Source organism: Paenibacillus athensensis, from assembly GCF_004514475.2.
GTDB classification, from domain to species: domain Bacteria; phylum Bacillota; class Bacilli; order Paenibacillales; family NBRC-103111; genus Paenibacillus_AL; species Paenibacillus_AL athensensis.
In genome coordinates this window covers 133,975-150,711 of sequence record NZ_MYFO02000004.1, presented here as the reverse complement: position 1 = coordinate 150,711, position 16,737 = coordinate 133,975, and the positions used below count along the sequence as shown (strand labels likewise).

General features: G+C 56.0%; 15 protein-coding genes and 1 pseudogene. 6 read left to right on the top strand and 10 right to left on the bottom strand.

What is annotated here, in order from left to right; genetic code table 11:
* Positions 1-67 precede the first annotated feature (67 nt).
* The 5 genes and pseudogenes from B5M42_RS08825 to B5M42_RS08805 form a co-directional block, all read left to right on the top strand.
* Positions 68-1,030, top strand: a complete 963-nt coding sequence (locus B5M42_RS08825) for a TIGR03943 family putative permease subunit (protein WP_167689573.1) — start codon at positions 68-70, stop codon at positions 1,028-1,030.
* Positions 1,031-1,057: 27 nt separating this feature from the next.
* On the top strand, positions 1,058-1,672 hold the full coding sequence (locus B5M42_RS08820; protein WP_134749229.1) for a hypothetical protein: 615 nt from the start codon (positions 1,058-1,060) through the stop codon (positions 1,670-1,672).
* Between the two features lie 209 nt (positions 1,673-1,881).
* The gene (locus B5M42_RS08815; RefSeq protein WP_134749226.1) at positions 1,882-2,421 is read left to right on the top strand and encodes a DUF6932 family protein; all 540 of its coding nucleotides are present in this window, start codon (positions 1,882-1,884) and stop codon (positions 2,419-2,421) included.
* Between the two features lie 37 nt (positions 2,422-2,458).
* Positions 2,459-2,896 (top strand): helix-turn-helix domain-containing protein, encoded by a 438-nt coding sequence (locus tag B5M42_RS08810; RefSeq protein WP_134749224.1) that lies wholly within the window; start codon positions 2,459-2,461, stop codon positions 2,894-2,896.
* A 15-nt stretch (positions 2,897-2,911) separates the two neighbouring features.
* A pseudogene (locus tag B5M42_RS08805) lies at positions 2,912-3,163 on the top strand (Rpn family recombination-promoting nuclease/putative transposase); the annotation flags it as partial.
* A 535-nt stretch (positions 3,164-3,698) separates the two neighbouring features.
* On the opposite strand, the gene phoU reads toward B5M42_RS08805, so the two are convergent.
* From phoU to B5M42_RS08780, 5 genes are all read right to left on the bottom strand, one after another.
* Complete coding sequence (phoU, locus tag B5M42_RS08800) at positions 3,699-4,358, bottom strand: phosphate signaling complex protein PhoU (RefSeq protein WP_134749222.1); 660 nt, start codon at positions 4,356-4,358, stop codon at positions 3,699-3,701.
* A 17-nt stretch (positions 4,359-4,375) separates the two neighbouring features.
* Positions 4,376-5,143 (bottom strand): phosphate ABC transporter ATP-binding protein PstB, encoded by a 768-nt coding sequence (gene pstB, locus B5M42_RS08795; RefSeq protein WP_134749220.1) that lies wholly within the window; start codon positions 5,141-5,143, stop codon positions 4,376-4,378.
* On the bottom strand, positions 5,140-5,997 hold the full coding sequence (gene pstA / locus B5M42_RS08790; protein ID WP_134749218.1) for a phosphate ABC transporter permease PstA: 858 nt from the start codon (positions 5,995-5,997) through the stop codon (positions 5,140-5,142). Before pstA ends, pstB begins: the two co-directional genes overlap by 4 nt.
* Complete coding sequence (pstC, locus tag B5M42_RS08785) at positions 5,994-6,926, bottom strand: phosphate ABC transporter permease subunit PstC (RefSeq protein WP_134749216.1); 933 nt, start codon at positions 6,924-6,926, stop codon at positions 5,994-5,996. The genes pstA and pstC overlap by 4 nt, the downstream gene beginning before the upstream one ends.
* A gap of 243 nt (positions 6,927-7,169) precedes the next feature.
* Complete coding sequence (locus tag B5M42_RS08780; protein WP_134749214.1) at positions 7,170-8,081, bottom strand: phosphate ABC transporter substrate-binding protein; 912 nt, start codon at positions 8,079-8,081, stop codon at positions 7,170-7,172.
* 311 nt (positions 8,082-8,392) lie between these two features.
* Here B5M42_RS08780 and B5M42_RS08775 point away from each other — a divergent pair, with 311 nt between their 5' ends.
* Positions 8,393-10,507, top strand: coding sequence for a methyl-accepting chemotaxis protein (locus tag B5M42_RS08775; protein ID WP_134749212.1), 2,115 nt, complete (start codon positions 8,393-8,395; stop codon positions 10,505-10,507).
* A gap of 167 nt (positions 10,508-10,674) precedes the next feature.
* On the opposite strand, the gene B5M42_RS08770 is transcribed toward B5M42_RS08775, so the two are convergent.
* The 5 genes from B5M42_RS08770 to B5M42_RS08750 form a co-directional block, all read right to left on the bottom strand.
* Positions 10,675-11,652 carry an aldo/keto reductase gene (locus tag B5M42_RS08770; protein WP_134749210.1) on the bottom strand — a complete coding sequence of 326 codons (978 nt, stop codon included), beginning with the start codon at positions 11,650-11,652 and terminating at the stop codon, positions 10,675-10,677.
* Positions 11,653-11,785: 133 nt separating this feature from the next.
* The gene (locus B5M42_RS08765) at positions 11,786-12,436 is read right to left on the bottom strand and encodes a hypothetical protein (protein WP_134749208.1); all 651 of its coding nucleotides are present in this window, start codon (positions 12,434-12,436) and stop codon (positions 11,786-11,788) included.
* 35 nt (positions 12,437-12,471) lie between these two features.
* Entirely contained in the window at positions 12,472-12,786 is a 315-nt protein-coding gene (locus B5M42_RS08760; protein WP_134749206.1) for a Rieske (2Fe-2S) protein, read from the bottom strand.
* 64 nt (positions 12,787-12,850) lie between these two features.
* A complete protein-coding gene (locus B5M42_RS08755) occupies positions 12,851-15,367 on the bottom strand; it encodes a glycosyltransferase family 39 protein (RefSeq protein WP_134749204.1) in 2,517 nt (838 codons plus the stop codon).
* 385 nt (positions 15,368-15,752) lie between these two features.
* Positions 15,753-16,685 (bottom strand): manganese-dependent inorganic pyrophosphatase, encoded by a 933-nt coding sequence (locus tag B5M42_RS08750; protein WP_134749202.1) that lies wholly within the window; start codon positions 16,683-16,685, stop codon positions 15,753-15,755.
* Positions 16,686-16,737: the final 52 nt, after the last annotated feature.

The window sequence follows — 16,737 nt, the reverse complement described above, 5'->3', positions numbered from 1 at the left end:
GTCCGGCCCTGCCGCCGATGTTCCGATTGTCCCACACGCCCGAATGATTTCTGAAGGAGGAGACGCCTTGAACCCGACATTAGCGCGATCGCGCAAGCTGCACGCCGTTATCCGTACCGTTATTTTGTTTTTGTTCTCCTATTACATTTCCACGCTAGTCAAAGGCGGCGACATCGAATATTATTTGGCCCCGCGCATGGTCCGCTACGAGAAGTGGGCCGTCATCGCCCTGTTTGTCGTCTCGCTCGTGCAGTTGTACGAAACCCTGACGCTTCTATTTAATGAGAAAAAAACAGAATTACCTGCTTGCGACTGCGGCCATGATCACGAGGAACAACAATCGCCGATCAAAAGCGCGCTCATTTACGTGCTGTTCCTCATCCCGCTGGCCGCCGGCTTTTTGCTGCCGAATACCGAGCTGGGCAGCGCCGTTTTTGTGCAAAAAGGCGTGCAGCTTACCGGCAGCAGCGTGCTCGGCAGCACAGCTGGAGGACTGTCCTCCGGAACGGCGGACAGCTCTGCGGACACAGCTGCTCCAGCCATACCGGCCGATCCGTCTACGCTCAGCCAAGCCGACTTGAACAAGCTGTTTCCGAACAAGCTGATGCAGGTATTTGTGAATCACGGCATCGCATTATTCAAGCAGCCGTTAATTGATGTGACCGAAAAGCAGTTTATGGAAACCTTGGCCACTGTCAACCTGTATCTCGACAACTACGTGGACAAGCAGATTCGCATTTCCGGGTTCGTCTATCATATGGACAATCTCGGACCGAATCAATATGTTTTGGGCCGGCTGGCCGTCGGGTGCTGCGCAGCGGACGCTATTCCCGTCGGCGTCGTCGTGGAAGGCGCGGAGCCGATGAAGCTCGGCAACGACTCCTGGGTGTCGGTCAAAGGCACGATCGCCAAAACCAAGATCGGCAGCCAAAACGTCCTGCTCGTCCGCGCATCCGAAACCGAAAAAATCAAAAAGCCGCAAACCGGCTTTTACGTCTACCGGGACAGCGGCTTCTATTTGGCCCAATAAGCCCGTCATTACTGAGGAGGCCCTGTTTTGAAAAAAATCATTTTTGCCATCGCCTGCATCGCTGTCGTTCTGATCAGCCTGAATCTGTTCAAATCGCCGAGCAAGCTGCAATTAAAGGTCGAGCCGACGCTCGTGCCGCCGGTATTGTCGAACACCCGCAATAGTGCGGCAGAAGCGACGCCGGCCAGCTCCGGTAAAGCGGCAGCAGTCATCAGCGCGGAAGCCTTCATCGCCGGCTTTAATCAGACGGCCAAAGATAACGGCCTCAGTCTGGTGCTGCCGGACGGTCCGTTTGAAGACAAGGGAGATCATCTCGCCTACAGCCACCCGCTCAGCGCCAAGCTGACGCTCGTCGCGCTAATCAATAGCGCCGATCATACCCTGCGCGGGATTACGCTACTCGGCTCAGGCGACAACCCTGCGGCGCTCGACGCCAATGCCGTTGCGCTGATCGACGCCAGCGTCGCTGCCGCTGCACCGCAGTTGGCCAAAGCCGACCGCGACGGCGTGCTCGCCAAGCTCGGCTTGAAAGACGACGCTGCGATTGCCGGACTCGATGCCACCGCCGACGCAAACGGCGTCTCGTTCAGCGTCACCGGCAGCGACGCCGTCGGGATGCTGTTCGCCGCTGCACTGGAATAGGCGGGGCGTTTGCACCACTACATCTGAATAGCTGAATAAAAGCGTGCCGTGAGGCGCGCTTTTTTGCGATCAAGCTTGCGTTGCGGGGCAAAATATGTTCATTTGATGGAGCTGATACTTGTTTTCGAAACAAAAAAATATTAACATATATGTTAAGTTAACTAATTCGTTAACTGCAATTATTGTGACGGAAAGAAGGTCGCTTATTGATGCAATTTAATGCAGACGGATTATTGCCGCCAGATGATTATCAGATGACCTTTCCTGAATTACGAAATTCAATTTTGGTCGAAGGTCCCGGAGGAGATGAACCTTGGGATCGCGACTGGAGAATGTATTTGGTGAACAATTTGCACATCATGGTCAAACAGCTTTGGGAAGTTGGTATAACAAAAATTTTTATTGATGGATCATTTGTTGAAAATAAAGCACATCCTAATGATATTGACGGTTATTTTGAGTGTGAATTGCAAGACATAGTTTCCGGAACTTTAGTCAGAGCATTGAATTTTTTAGATCCTAAAAAAATATGGACATGGGATCGAAGCAGCCGACGTCCTTACCTGAACTATACGAAAGCCCAGTTACCCATGTGGCACGCCTATCGGGTTGAACTGTATCCCCATTATGGCAACGGGCCAACAACAGGAATTTGTGACAAGACAGGGCACAATCTTCTATTCCCTGCAGCGTTTCGCCAAACTAGAGACACGTTTATCCATAAAGGTATTATACAGATTATTAAATAAACATTTGAACTTACTACAAATTTGAGGAGATTGTACTATGATTAAAACCGACGCTTCTTATCAAAAAGCCATTGAAAAACTAAAGGATGATCAGAACTTTATCGCGGCAGAAAAAGAACGACTTAAACATATGGGATTAACCCACGAGCAAATTGAAATCGCCATCGAACCCACGTTATCTTTTCATGAACAGCTTAAAGACGAGGTGGTTTATTATGAAAAAATAAAACGCGGGGATTTTGGTAAATTAATAAATTTTGAACACCTAGGAAAAACACTCATTGCCTACCGAATTTTTGTCGGGATGAGCCAACAGGAATTAGCTGCTAAATTGGGGGTTTCCGAAGCCCAGGTCTCCAGGGATGAGCGAAATGAATACTACGGAGCAACAAAAGAGCGAATCGAAGCTGTCATGAATGCAATGAACATGGTTACCGTAACCACTGTTGAAATCTCAATGGCTAGTGTCATGTAATTGAGGTGATACAACTTGGAAAAAGCGATGACGACGCTGGAATTTTTGAGCCAGGATGTCGAGGCGCGACGGCAATATGAAATGCGGCAGAAAGCACTCCACGACGAAGCTTCCATGTTGGCCGGAGCACGCGAGGAAGGGGAACATAACAAAGCCAAGGAAATTGCCCTGAAGTTGCTAAACAAAGGTATGGATGTGGCAATGACTGCCGAGGTATCTGGCCTATCTGTGGAGGAAGTCAATCAGTTACGACATACGTTGAATTGATTTTCTAACTTCATTAAAAATAGCCGTAGATTGCTTCACCTTACAACAAAGCGCCCGCTTGGGCGTTTTTTATTTGGTTCATTTTCATTCTTACATCAGTAGCATCACGTTGCTACAACTACACGCCGTAGTATTTGTAGACCGCTTCATTACCACTTTCAATCCCCTAAGTAAGTCGGGTCCAAATGTAACCGCCCTGCACGGCCGGCAAAAAATCCAGATGCAGCAAGGCTTCCCCGCATCGCTCCACCTGCACGCTTCCATCGTTTTTTCGAGCATCACAAATTGGTCGAAAAAACTGCTCAATCCTCGAAAGCTTGATTGGCGGCGATCTCCCGTCCAGCAGCTTGTTTTTATTTTACCCAATTTACGTATGGAGATTCAAGATTTGGGATAAAATAAATGTTTTCAGTCTCGCCTCTCCCGATCTGTAAAACAAAACGACCGGCGAAGGGCCGATCGTTGGAGGTGATCAAACGCTGCAAGCGGATCGGGCCTGCGGGGCTCCCCTGTTTATGCAACGCGCAGAGCTAGCCTACACGTTCAAATCCTTGCGCTTGCCCGTGACCATATAAATAACGCCTTCGCCAATGTTCGTTGCGTGGTCGGCGACCCGCTCCAGGAAATGCGCCACCAGCAGCAGATGCGTCAGCTGGCGGTTGCGGCTGAGCTCCGTACCCATCAAGCCGATCACCTCTTGCATGATCGAGCTGTACAGCTTATCGACCTGATCGTCTTTCTCGGCCAGTGCTGCGGCGCGGTGCACGTTGCGTTCGGTGTAAGCCAGCAGGCTTTCGCGCAGCATTTCCTTGGCGATGTCGGCCATCTGCGGAATGATTTCCAGCGGCTTGACCAGCGTTTCGCCGGCAAAGCGCAGCGTCACGCGGGCAATATCCACGGCATGATCGGCGATGCGCTCCAGATCGGTCGCGATTTTCAGCGCTGTGCCGATAATCCGCAAATCGCTGGCCATCGGCTGCTGCAGCGCGATCAGCCGCAGGCACAGCTCGTCGATGGTCGTCAAATAGTCGTCAATCAAATCGTCGCGTTCGATAATTTGCTGCGCTTGCCCTTCATCGAGCTGCGACAGCGATTCGACCGCCTGATGAATCAGTTTCTCTACGCTGCTGCCCATTTGCAGCAATTCTGTTTGCAAAAGCTCCAGCGAATGATGAAAACCGGATCTGGTGTCCATGACCTGCCCCCCTTGGTTTATCCGAATCGCCCGGTGATGTAATCTTCGGTCCGTTGGTCATTCGGGTTCGTAAAAATTTTGTCGGTTTTATCGGTTTCCACCAAATAGCCGTTGAGGAAAAACGATGTCATATCGGAAATACGCGCCGCCTGCTGCATGTTATGCGTCACAATAATGATCGTATATTGCTGCTTGAGCGTCTGCGTCAGCTCCTCGACCTTGAGCGTGGAGATCGGGTCCAGCGCCGAGGTCGGCTCGTCCATGAGCAGCACGTCGGGCTCGACAGCCAGCAAGCGGGCAATGCACAGCCGCTGCTGCTGGCCGCCCGATAAGCCCAAGGCCGATTTGTGCAGCCGGTCCTTGACTTCGTCCCACAACGCCGCTTGGGTCAAGCTGCGCTCGACGATTTCGTCGAGGACGGCTTTCTTTTTCGTGCCGTGAATGCGCGGACCGTACGCAATGTTGTCATAGACGCTCATCGGAAACGGGTTCGGACGCTGAAAAACCATGCCTACGCGCTTGCGCAGCGAAACCACATCGGAATCGCCGCCATAAATATTGTGTCCGTCTACCACAACGTCCCCGGTAATCCGCACGTTGTCGATCAGGTCGTTCATCCGGTTGAGCGTGCGCAGAAACGTCGATTTGCCGCAGCCAGACGGCCCGATCAACGCGGCAATCGTTCCCGTTTCAATGCTAAGCTGAATATCGTGCAAGGCGTGATGATCGCCGTAGTACAGATTCAATTTCTCCGCTTTGATTTTAGGCTTGATGACCACAGTCATTTCCCTCCGGTTAATCGTTTTTGTAAAATACGGCTCGGAATGCCCACGAGCAAATTGAAGACCAGTACGACAATCAGCAGCAGCGCCGCGCTGCCTTGAGCGATGTTCTTCGCATCGGGCACCAGCGATTCCGCCTGGATATACCACAGGTGAACAGACAACGTCTCGCCCATTTTTAACGGATTGAAATCAGGGAAAAAGCGCGATACCGACAAGCCGGCCGTATAAATCAGAATTGCCGATTCGCCCAGCGCCCGCCCGGCCACCAGCGTAATGCCGGTAATCAGCGTCGGCAGCGCCGCTGGAATCAGCACCTTGCGGATGGCCTGCCATTTGGTCGAGCCCAGCGCCAGACTTGCTTCCCAATACGACTCCGGCACCGTGCGGATCGCTTCCTCCGTGACGCGGACGAGCACCGGCAGATTAAGCAGGCTGAGCGTTGCTGCACCGCCGAGAATCGAGAATTTGAGGCCAAGCAGGTTGGCAAACAGCAGGAAGCCGAACAAGCCGAATACAATCGAAGGCACCGAGGACAGCACCTCAACGGAAATGCGCACTAGATCGGTGAATTTGCTTTTTTGCGCATAGACAGCCAAATACACGCCCGCACCGATGCCGATCGGCACCGAAATGACGAGCGACAGGAACAAAATGTAGAAGGAGTTGAATAATTGCGGGCCTACGCCGCCGCCGGCCACGATTTCCTCCGGCTTGCCGAACAGGAAATGCCAGCTCAAATGCGGAATGCCGTCGCCGAGAATACGGATCAGGAAAGCTGCAAGCAGCGCAATAATGGCAATGCCCGATATCCAGAAGTAAACGGTCGCCAGCTTGTCGGTCACACGACTGTTCATTTTAATTCACTCCTTTTGGCTACAATCCGGATGATCAGGATGAGCGCCAGCGAGATGACCAGCAGCACGAGCGCCATTAAATACAGCGCGTTGTTCCAGGTCGTGCCGTAGTTCGTGTTGCCCATGTCCTTGACGATCGCCGTCGTCAGCACCGTTGTGGAGTCGAGCAGCGACTTGGGCATTTGCGGCGAGTTGCCGATCACCATGAACACCGCCATCGTTTCGCCGATCGCCCGGCCCATCCCCAGAATAATGCCGGTCAAAATACCGGGACGCGCTGCCGGCAGCAGCACGCGCCACATCGTCTGCCAGCGGGTCGCGCCCAGCGCCAGCGACGCCTCCTCCAAGCGTCCGGGCAACGCCCGCAGCGCATCCTCGGAGATCGATAGAATCGTCGGGAGAATCATCACCGCAAGGATAATCGCCGCAGGCAGGATGCCGTAGCCAATCCCGCCGGTCAGCTTGCCGAGCAGCGGCACAATGAACGTCATGCCGATCAGACCGTAGACGACAGAGGGAATGCCGACGAACAGGTCGGTCGCCGGACGAAGAATTTCGCGCATCCATCGCGGCGCTATTTTGGCCATAAACAACGCGCCGGACAACGCCAGCGGCACCGCCAGCACAACCGACAGCAAGGTCAGCAGCAGCGTGCTGTACAGAAACGGCAGCGCGCCAAATTTCTCCGAGCTCGGCGTCCAGTCGGTGGACAGGAAAAACTCCAGCGGACTGACGTCGGCAAACGTCTTGATCCCCTGCATCCCCACAAATACGATAATGGAAAAAATGATGGCCGACACCAGCGCTGCGCTGCCGACGAATACCCAGCGCATGAGCGAATCGTGGCGCATCTGCGCGCGCGTCCAGGACGTGACGAGCGGCCGCGTTTTTTCTTTGGCGTTAACCAGCTTGTCTGCTACGGAATTCAATGGGAAAGCCCCCTTTTATTCAAAGTTGCACTCCCCTAATCATAGGCGATGAATGTAAATGCACCGTCAATGAATTGTTAAGCCAATGTAAAAATTGCCGCTCCACGCTCAAGGCGTTCGGCAGCAGGCCGGCTCGGCCCAACGGAACGCTCTGCCTCCGCCTTCGCCGTCCCCGAACGAACGGCAAAAAAAGCGATGCCTTGAGCATCGCTGGAGAGAGGTCCCGTGTAGCCGGGGAAACGATTATTTTTTCAGCAAATCCGCTGGCAGGAACTTCAGGTCACGCACTTGCTTGCCTTGGAATTCCTTGCTTTGAATGTACTCGATGAACGCTTTGGCAGGGTCCTTCGCTTCGCCTTTGGTGTACATATGCTCTATGCCAAACAGCTTATAGGTGCTGTTCTTGATATTGTCTTCGGAATACGCCACACCGTCGACTTTCAGAGCTTTCAGCGTGTCGTCGACATAAGGAACGTCTACGTAACCGATCGAACCGCTGGTTTGAGCGACAGCCGTTTTCATCGCGCCGCTGTTTTCTTGCGTAATGCCGTCTTTCGTGAAATCTTTGCCGCCGAGAATAATTTGCTGCACCAGCTTACGCGAGCCGGAGCTGTCCGGACGGTGAACGATGGTGATTTTCGCGTCTTGACCGCCTACGTCTTTCCAGTTGGTGATTTTACCGGCAAAGATGTCGGCTGCTTGCGCAGTGGTCAGGTTGTCGATGTTCACATCTTTATTGACGATGAGGGCAAAAGGAGCAATGGCTACTACGTGGTCAACCAGACCTTTGTCTTTATATTCAGCAGCCGGTTCAACGTCGGAGTTACCGATGTCGGAGGTGCCGTCTGCGACGTTTTTGATGCCTGTGCCGGAACCGCCGGCGGTAACGTTAATCGTTACTTTCGGATTTTTTTCCATAAACTCGGTTGCAGCCTGCTTGACGAGCGGCAGCAGAGCGCTGGAGCCGGACGCAGTGACAGTACCCGACAGATCGGTTTTGGCCGCGTCTGCGCTGGCCGTGGCTTGCGCCGATGCGCTTGGCGATGCAGCGGATTGGCTGTCTTCTGTTTTTGTACCGCAGCCCGTCAGTGCCCCCACCAGCAGAATCGAAGATAACGCGAGTGTGAGGCTGCTTTTCGTTACGAATTTGAACATGATTAGTATGTCCTCCCTTTTTTTAAATCATCCTAGGACATCGTAACAATCGAATGTAAAATCCAAACCTGCGAAACGTAAACGCTATGTAAAACTTTCAGGGGCTGTTTTCATAGACGCCCAGGGAGGCGATTGGCTGGCCGCCGCAGCTGTGAAAAATCAGGTCGCACAGCGTTCGCGAACGCTTGAATGGCGCGGCTTTGCGTTATTTTACATCCGGTTGACAAAGATCAGGTTCACAGTTAATAGACGGCCCTTATAGTAGAAGCAACAAGATTGTCAGTCCAAACTTTGTTGCGGAGGGATCGCAAATGCGAAAAAAAGGATTTTCTATCACGATGCGCGTCAAGCTGCTGGCCGGTTTTTGCGGATTGCTGCTGATTTTCCTCGGTGTGGCTTATTTCAATTGGGTACAGGTGAATCAAATCAAGGCGCAAATGAGCGACCAGAACGACAAGGTGGATTTGAAGGTGAAGGCGTTGGAATTGAAGGAAATGGTGCAGGAGCTCAACATCATCGCGTCCGGGCTGGAAATCTCCAAAAAGCCGGAATACATTCTGACTTATAATGCAAAAAGGGAGCCGTACAACGAGCTGATCAAAAGCATTGGCGATACCGCCGCGACCCCTGAGCAGCAAAAATGGCGCAGCCAGCTGATTCAAGCCTCGGTCGATTACATCAATAACTTCGATACCGCGGCGAAAATGGTCCAGGACCCGTCGATGAAGCCGACGGATCTGGAGATCAATTTGCTCTACTTGTACAATGAATCGCAAGGGCTGAAGGAGCAAATCTTTGCGCTGGTCGACAAGTTCTACGTCACGTACGCCGATCAAGCCGGACAAGCGGTGGCCCAGTCCTATCAGCGACTGGACGATACAAGCCGGGTGATGCTGTTCGCAGCCGCCCTTGTGCTGCTCGCCACCGTTGCGATTGCCTATGGGCTGATCCGTTCGTTCACCCGCCCGATTGCCCGCTTGCAAAAAGCAGTCGCGCTGATCGCGGCCGGCGACCTGCGCCACACGATTGGCGCGGATTCGCGCGATGAGCTTGGCCAGCTTAGCGCCAGCTTCGATCATATGATCGTGCAGGTGCGTCACATGCTGGGCAATACGCTGGGCATCGCATCCTCGCTGTCGGCGCACGCCGAATCGTTCCAGCGCTTCTCGCAGCTGACGGCGGCAGCCAATACGGACATCGTCCGTTCGATTGAAGAGATTTCCGCCGGAGCGGGCAAGCAAGCGGAGCAGTCGGAGACGAGCGCGCTGATTATCGCCGAGCTGGAGACGGATATCCGCGATATCGCCGATTACGCGGATGACATGCAGCGCTCGGGACTGGAGGCTGCCGCAAGCACGCGCAACGGCGCCGAATCAATGCAATCGCTGCAAACGGCGGCCGCCCGCTCGCAGGAGGTGCTGCAGCGGGTCGACGGCGCGATGGAGACGCTCGGCGCCAGCTCGCAGCAGATCGGCGCGATTGTGCGCTCGATCAGCGACATCGCCACGCAAACCAACGTGCTGGCGCTGAACGCGGCGATTGAAGCGGCGCGCGCCGGAGCGAACGGGCGCGGCTTCTCGGTCATCGCCGACGAGGTGCGCCAGCTGTCGCAGCAGACCAGCGACTCCTCGAAGCTGGTCGCGGGCATTATTCAGGAGCTGCAGCAGCAGATGGAGCAGCTCAAGCACAATCTGGCCACGGCGCGTGAGATTACGCTATACCAGAACGGGCGAATCGGCGATACGCTCGCTGCGTTCAGCGTCATTGAGCAAGCGATGGCCGGGATGGCCGGGCAGGTGGAGCGGATTCACCTGAACATCGGCCACGTGCGCCGGAAGAACGAGACACTCGTTCAATCGGTGCAATTCGTGGCGGCGATTGCGCAGGAGACGGCCGCTGGTGTGCAAGAGGTCAATTCGACGTCGATTGACCAGGATGCTGCGATTCGCCGCATCGCCGGCGAATCGGACGATATGTACAGCCTGGCGCAGCGGCTGTTTGCGGAAATCAGCCGCTTCCGCACCGGGGATGCGGCTGATGGGCAAGCGGACGTCGCGGACGGACGCTTGCATGGCGTTGGTGCGGCCGAAGCGAGCGCGCTGTGGGAGCGGCCGCGCGCGGCGCTGGCGGCGGATGCGGCGGATGCGGCGGCGGCGCGAGCAGACGGGGCGCAAGGCGCGGACGTTAAAGCGCCGAGGGCGGCGGAGCAGCCGCCTCTCGCGGAGGCGCAAGGCGAGCTTGCAGCGCCGCATGCGCCGCTGCTACAGCACGCCGATTGGCAGGCCGCGATCGGCGATGACGCTGCTGGCAGCGCTGACGGCAGCTCCGCGATCGGCGCAGACGGAGACGACGCCTCAGGCAGCGGCGCCGAGCAGGCTCCCCGCTACGCGCGGCACGATCGCGAAAAAGATCTGATCGGCGTCTGACCTCGACCTCGGATCATTCCCCCGACCGGAAGCCGCCCCGTGCTCGCAGCAGCAATGAAAAAGGATCTCAAGACCACATTCCGTGGCTTTGAGATCCTTTTGTGTAACCTGAGCCCGCTGTATAACCTGGCCCGCAAGCAACCGCTTTGGCTAAAGCGGCGAACCGCTTACGGCATTTTATCGCCGCGCGACGTCACATAAAGCTGATACCATTCCTCGCGGCTCAGCTCCACCTTGACCGCTTCGCCGCAAGCGAGAATCCGCTGCGGGTTCACGGTGCCGATAACCGGCTGAATTCCGGCCGGATGGCGCAACAGGAACGCCAGCACGATCGCTTCACGCGTCGTACCCTTGCGCTCGGCCAGCTCGCCGACAAGCGCAGCCGTGTTAACGACAGCCTCGCTTTGCCCTTCCAACGCCTGACCGCTGAACAAACCGCGCGCCAGCGGGCTCCATGCCTGTAGCTGAATATTTTCGGTGCGGCAGTATTCGATCGTCCCTTCCGGGAAGCACGATTCGCGGCCCTTGTCCTGATTGACGTGGACGACCGAATTCAGCCAGTCCAGCTTGAGCAGGCTCATCTCGATCTGGTTAACGATCAGCGGCTGCTGTACAGCTGTGCGCAGAAAACGGATCTGTCCTTCGCTCATGTTGGACACCCCGAAGTTTTTCACCTTGCCCGACTGATGCAGCTCATTGAACGCTTCGGCGACATCCTCCGGCTCCACCAGCGGATCGGGACGATGCAGCAGCAAAATATCAAGCGATTCGATGCCCAATCGACCCAGAATCCCGTCCACGCTGCGCAAAATATGCTCTTTGGAGAAATCAAAACGCTGCGGACGCTCCTGGCTTTCATACAGCCGAATGCCGCATTTGGACTGCAAGATCAATTGGTCGCGCAGCTCGGGGCGCTCCTTCAACAGCTTGCCGAACGCCTCCTCCGCTTTACCGAACGTGTAAATATCGGCGTGGTCGATCATATTGATACCCGCTTCAAGCGCCGCGTCCACCGCAGCGTGCAATTGTTTCACGTCATCGGCCGTGACCGGATTCTGATTCCAGCCGCCGCCAAAGCCCATGCAGCCCAGCACAACCGGATTGGCCGCAATGCCTCTTTTATTCAAGGGAAGAATTCGACTCATGATAGACTAACCTCACTTTATTGAATTGTTGAACCAAGATCAGTATAACCAATGACAACACGCTTGAACATTACTGAAAAATTAGTGCCTAGGTTACCTGGAGTTAAGTAAAGCGGCCATGCCTCTATCTCGGTCAATCCTCGCGCTCCTTGTGCATCGAGCTGTAAAACCCGAACAGCACCACCAGCGTGAACACAATAAACACCATAAACGGATCAAACACTCGCGAGCGCAGTAGCTCCAAAAACAACGAGCTCACCAGCACCCCGCAGACGATAAACGCCAGCACATGCACGTTTTGCCTCAGCCGGATCGGACGCCTTGCCGACAAAAAGGAGAAGCCCCAGCGCATGCGGCGCAGCACGCCGACAATCAGCAGTGTTAACGCGCTTTCCAGCGTTACGCTCAGCGCCATCCAGCCATAGCTCGCAGTCAGCTCGGCAAAGCTGAGGTTAGCCGCCTCGATCAGCAAGAGATTGACCAGCGTTTCCGCGCACACCGCCAGCACAAAGCCGGACACCGTCATCAACAGAGCGTTGCGCAAGGGGAATCCGAACAAAAACCGGAACCACAACACCGTGTTTACCAGCGTGGCCACCGGACCGCCCAAGCTTTGCAGCCCATACTGGAACCTGACAATGTAAAATACAACCGCACCAAAAAAGGCAATGATCAGCGTCTTTTTCCCATATACCCGCACATCGCAGCGGAACAACGTCAGTGCCAGCCATAATACAGGAACATATTCCACAAACCCAACCGCCATCATGAACAAAAAAGTCATTCGCCAACCGTCCTACCTCTCATACGCTGCCGGCCTTAGCCAAGCGCCCCGTCTTCAGGAAACAGCGCCAGCCATTGACCGCTGCGCTCCTCGACCGGATAAGCGGCCAAGCCTTTGCCCGGTACGTTCAGACAGGCTCCATTCGCCGGATCAAACGCCCAGCCGTGCATTGGGCAGGCGAGCTCGCCGTCTTCAAACTCCACCGCTTGTCCGGCATGCGGACAGCGACGCGATACAAGCAGCCTCGCTCCGGCAGCTCCCTTCAACAAATAATAATCACGCCCGTCAAGGCTGACCTCCAAAGGCAGTTCGGAATCCGGCCGCACCGGGCCGATCAACGCTTCTTTCATTGCAATCCTCTCCTTGATTCATTTCGCTTATCTTTTCATCTTACACGTAAGGGCAAGGTCTGTCTCAAGGCAAAACGACTTCGTATAACGTCAGCGCGCCCATCGGACCCTCAGGTGCAGTCAGCGGCAAATTCGACAACATCGAATCGTCGTCCGGGACGCGGCTCCTGCTGTTCTCGGCAGCAGACTGGTCATGTACGGCAAGGCCGGATTTTGTTGAGATCTTAACCCGCTGCCTGTCAGGCAACGCAGGGTCTTCTTGCTCCTCGGTGTTGGCTTCACTCGCCGTCCGGTCTGCGTGGAAATCGGAACCGACTTGACCGGCATTCCCGGATTGCCACTGCTCCCTCGGCACCTCTTTGCCATGTTCGCGAATCCACGCCGTTAGCTCGGCGCTGCCCTCTCTTCCGCCGCCAAAGCCCCCTTCGCCTATCAGGAAATACTTGATCTGCTTGTCGGCAACGAGCTGTTCCAGCCGCTCCGGGGTAAGAATCGGATCAGAGCCGGAGAAACCGCCCATTGCCATCACCGCTTTGCCCGATTCAATGATGTACGGGGACGCAGACGTCGCACTATTGACCGCAAATAAAAAAGCTTCCCCCGTATTGTGCGCGATAACGTAGCTTAACAGCCGGGGATCATACGTCTCTGCATTGGGGCCGTCGGGGCCGTCAGGATTGCCAGGTCCATCAGCAGCGCCCAGATTACCTGGACTTCCAGGTCCTCCGGCAGCGCCAGGTCTACCAAAACTGCCAGGATTGGCAGCCCCCCCGGCAAATCCGGGATTACCCATGCCAGGATGCCCTGCGGCAGCGCCACCTCCAAAGCGCCCGAAAGCGCCGGCACTCTGCGCTGCTCCTGCTTGAAGCTGCGGTCCGGCTTCCGGGAGCATGCTGTTGTCCCCGTACAGCATCGGCGTAGCCGCCCAATAAGCAGGCGCGGCAAGCAGCGCGAGCAGGACAATCAATGCAGCCGCACGCGCATGCGTTCGGCTTGATTCCGGCCACGCCGTCAGTAAAGCCGCAACCAGCCCGGCAACGCCAACGCCAATCGGCCAACCGAGGCCCAGCTGCTGACGGTACGGGTACAGCATAAACACCTCAAATGCCGCTGCCGCAACGATTCCAGCCGGCAGCAGCCACGACTTCCAATCTTTCCGGCTTTGCTGCAAGCTGCGCAGCTCCGACCAACCGGCTCCGGTCAACGCAGCAATGGGAGGAGCCAACATTATTAAATAATAAGGATGGAAAAATTCAGCCACGCTAAAAAATCCCATCGCCGGCAGCAGCCAGGCCAGCCAGAAAATCGTTTCCCGCTGCCGCTCCGTCAACGCCCTGCGGCGTCTCCAGCCGCTCAGCAGGCCAATCGCACCAGCGGCGGCAAACGGCAACAGCCAGCTGATTTGTCCCGACAGCTGGGATTGGAACAACCGGAGCGGCCCCGGACTGCCGGTATTAAACATGCCGCCGCCCCCTCCGCCACCAAACCTGCCGTCACCTCCGTGCCCTCCCGGAGCCCATCCGCCAGGCGGCATGCCACCGCCACCGGGAGCGCCCATCGGCCCGGCCATGCCCGGACCGCGCAGCTTCCCGCCGGTCGCTGCTTGACCGCCATCGCCCTCCGCTCGCGCCCCGTCAACCTCGCCCGCCATGCCGCCGCCCATCGCATGCGCTCCAAAACCTCGGCCGCCGCCACCTGCTCCGGGTGCTCCGCCATCCGCTCGTTGCCCGCCCGCGCCACCAAACGGCGGAGCCATACCCGGCGCTCCGCCGCGGCCGCCGCCCGGTCCGCCGTTGCCGGTCAGCCGCGCGATGCCGTTATAGCCCAGCGCCAGCTCGAGCACGGAATTGCTCTGGCTGCTGCCGATATAAGGCCGCTTGGTGGCCGGAATTGCATCCACAACAATCGCCCAAGACAGGGAAACGACGAGCAGCAGCGCCGTAGCCCCGCTCAGCACGCCAATTTTTTTGCGCCAAGCCGCCTTGTAGCTCAGCATGAACAGCACATACATCGCGGGCAGCACCATATAGGCTTGCAGCATTTTGATATTAAACCCGATGCCGACGAATGCAAAAGCCGCCAGAATCCACCGCGCCCCCCCGCTGCGCAGCCCGCGCACCAACAGCCATACCGCAGCAAGCAGCGTACAAACAAGCAAACTGTCCACATTATTCGTGCGGCTGACCGCTGCCGCTATCGGCGTGCAGGCCATGACCAGGGCGCTGAGGCGACCCGCTGTCAATCCAAATGACGGGCGTACCAGCGCATTCATCAGCAGCACCGAACCGATCCCGGCCAGCGCTTGCGGCAAAATCACGCTCCATCCGTGCACGCCAAACACAAACGCACTCGCGGTCTGCACCCAAAACGCCACCGGCGGCTTATCGACCGTCACAAACCCGCCCGGATCAAAGGAGGCAAAAAAGAATAGATGAAAGCTTTGCAGCATACTCGTCACAGCGGACGTATAATACGCATTCGCGTAAGTCTCGCGCCATATGCCAAACCCATTCAGCACCGCCGCCAGCCCGGCAATCGCCAGCAGCGCCATATCCGGTCTCTGTCTCCACCCGTTTCTCATTCTGCGGGCCCACTCCGTTCTCTGCAATCTCTGATCATCCGGTGAACAACCTGCGTGCCTCCGTCGTTCGTCGTTTCCACTCGCCGGTGCAGCCAGATTCCACCAAACTTCTAGGATTACTATAAAACAGCTTCCTGAATATTAGCTGAAAACCGACCTGATTGAATTAAAAAACATACGCGAGACGTCCCGGCCCCTCAACAGGCCGCCCGCCTCGATCCTACCGCGGCCGCAAAGCCGCCATCTGCGGGCTGGCAGCTGCTCGCCGTAAGAAAGTCCCGTAGATTAACACCCTTCCCCGATAGCGCAAAAAGCCTCCCCAACCGCATTATGCGGCCGGAAAGGCTCAGATCCGCTTCGCCAAGCTGCGGCGCTTCGATCCAATCTACAGGCTGTTGAACGCATCCGTCAGCACAGGCACGATTTGCGCTTTACGCGAAACGACGCCTTTCAGCGGAGCTTTGTTGTCGGTCAGCGTCACGTTGTACGCTTTCTCAACTGCTGCGGTTTTGCTGCCCAGCGCCAAAACTACGGAATCGTTGTTCAGGATATCTGTAGCGACAAACAGGAACAGGTCCAGACCTTTGTCCGCGATAATTGAGGACATAGCCGCTTCCAGCTCCGCTTGGCGCGCCATGACTTCGCTTGGATCGACGGCGTTCACTTGCGCGATTTCCACTTTGGAACCGGCCATTTGGAACTCCTTCGCATCAAGGGAGAGCAGCTGGGCAATCGTTTTCTGGCTCAGGTCGGCGCCGGCTTTCAGCATCTCCAGACCGTAGCTGTCGGCATCAACGCCGGCGATAGCAGCCAGCTCGCGAGCGGCTGCAACGTCCTGCTCGGTGCATGTTGGCGATTTAAACAGCAGCGAATCGGAAATGATCGCCGACAGCATCAATCCCGCGATGTTTTTGTCAATGGCCACGCTGTTTTCCTTGTACAGCTTGTTCAGAATCGTCGCCGTGCAGCCTACCGGCTCAGCGCGGTAGTACAGCGGGCTGCTGGTTTCGAAATTGGCGATGCGGTGATGGTCGATAACCTCAACCACGCGCACTTGATCGATATCGGAAACGCTCTGCTGACGCTCGTTATGATCGACGAGAATCACTTGCTTGACTTCGCCAGCAACCGCTTCAACCAGGCGCGGCGCCGCCGCTTGAAAATAATCCAGCGCGTATTGCGTTTCGCCGTTCACTTCGCCAAGGCGTACCGCTTCTACGTTGTGACCCAGCTTGCTTTTCAGATCCGCATACGCAATTGCCGAACAAATCGTGTCGGTATCCGGATTTTTGTGACCGAAAATCAGTGTTTTTTCCATCGATAATTCTACTCCTCGTTCGAATATTGAAGGCATAGCGACCTAACGTTTC